Origin of the sequence: Vogesella fluminis, from assembly GCF_014652335.1 — a bacterium.
Lineage (GTDB): Bacteria > Pseudomonadota > Gammaproteobacteria > Burkholderiales > Chromobacteriaceae > Vogesella > Vogesella fluminis.
The window spans coordinates 1-1,184 of record NZ_BMYP01000108.1 but is presented as its reverse complement, the minus strand read 5'-3'; the positions used below and the strand labels follow the sequence as shown (position 1 = coordinate 1,184).

Annotated in this window: 2 protein-coding genes; both read left to right on the top strand. The window is 67.8% G+C overall.

Annotated elements, in window-relative coordinates; translation table 11 throughout:
• On the top strand, positions 1-179 hold a 179-nt coding region (gene tnpB, locus IE083_RS16075), incomplete at its 5' end, for an IS66 family insertion sequence element accessory protein TnpB (RefSeq protein ID WP_189354958.1).
• 56 nt (positions 180-235) lie between these two features.
• Positions 236-1,184: IS66 family transposase (tnpC, locus tag IE083_RS15645; protein WP_189354957.1), on the top strand; the 949-nt coding region annotated here is incomplete at its 3' end.

The window sequence follows — 1,184 nt, the reverse complement described above, 5'->3', positions numbered from 1 at the left end:
TGCGCTGGGACGGCAACGGTGTCTGGCTGTGCCTGCGCCGTCTGCATTCGGGCCGCTTTCGCTGGCCTGCCCCGGGCGATGAGGTGCACCGCCTCACTCCGCAGGAGTGGCAATGGCTGGTGGCCGGTGTCGACTGGCAGCGCTTGAGCGCGCAAGCCCCGGCAGACTGGAGGGTCTGAGCGTCGGCAACCCTGGCCCGGCGCGGCGGGTCGCCGGGGCGTGGTATCATTCCGTCATGGATTTGCTCGCTGAACTGGCCCGCCGGAACACCGACCCGACGCTCGTCGCCGGGGTGCAGGACATGCTGCGGCAGCTTCAGCAGCAGGTGCAGTCGCTTGAGCTCAAGAACCAGAAACTGGTGCTCGAGCTGGCCCATCTGAAGCGCCTGCGCTTCGGAGTCCGCAGCGAAGCGCTCAGCGCCGAACAGCGGATGCTGTTCGAGGACGACGCCGAGCAGGATCTGGCCGCGGTGCAGGCCGAATTGGACGCCGCAGCGCCGGCGCCCCAAGACACCACGCGTAAACCGCGTGCCCGTGCCGGCCGCCAGCCCTTGCCCGCACACCTGGAGCGTATCGACGTGCGCCACGAACCTGAGTCGTGCAACTGCGGCCAGTGCCGGCGCGAGCTGGTGAAGATCGGCGAGGACATCAGCGAGCAGCTGGATGTCGAACCGGCGCGCTTCTTCGTCATCCGCCATATCCGCCCGCAGTATGCCTGCCGCTCGTGTGAAACGGTGCAGGCCGCCCCGGTGGCGCCAGCCGTCATCGACGGCGGCGTGGCGGCCCCCGGGCTGCTGGCCTGGGTGGCGATCAGCAAATATCTGGATCATCTGCCGCTGTATCGCATCGAACAGATTGCCGCACGGCAACAGGTGCCGCTGGCGCGCAGCACGCTGAGCGAATGGATCGGCCGGCTCGGCGTGGCGCTGCAGCCGTTGGCGGACCGCTTGGCCGACAAGCTGCGAGAACGGGGTAGCCTACACGCCGACGAAACCCCGGTGCAGCAGCTGGATCCGGGTAAAGGCAAGACCAGGCGAGCCTATTTGTGGTCGTACCGCAGTAACGACCTGGAGGGCGGCCCACCGCTGGTGGTGTTCGATTACCAAACCAGTCGCAGTGGCCAGCACGCGCGCGACTTCCTGGCGGGGTGGCGCGGCCATTTGATCGTCGACGACTACAGCGGCT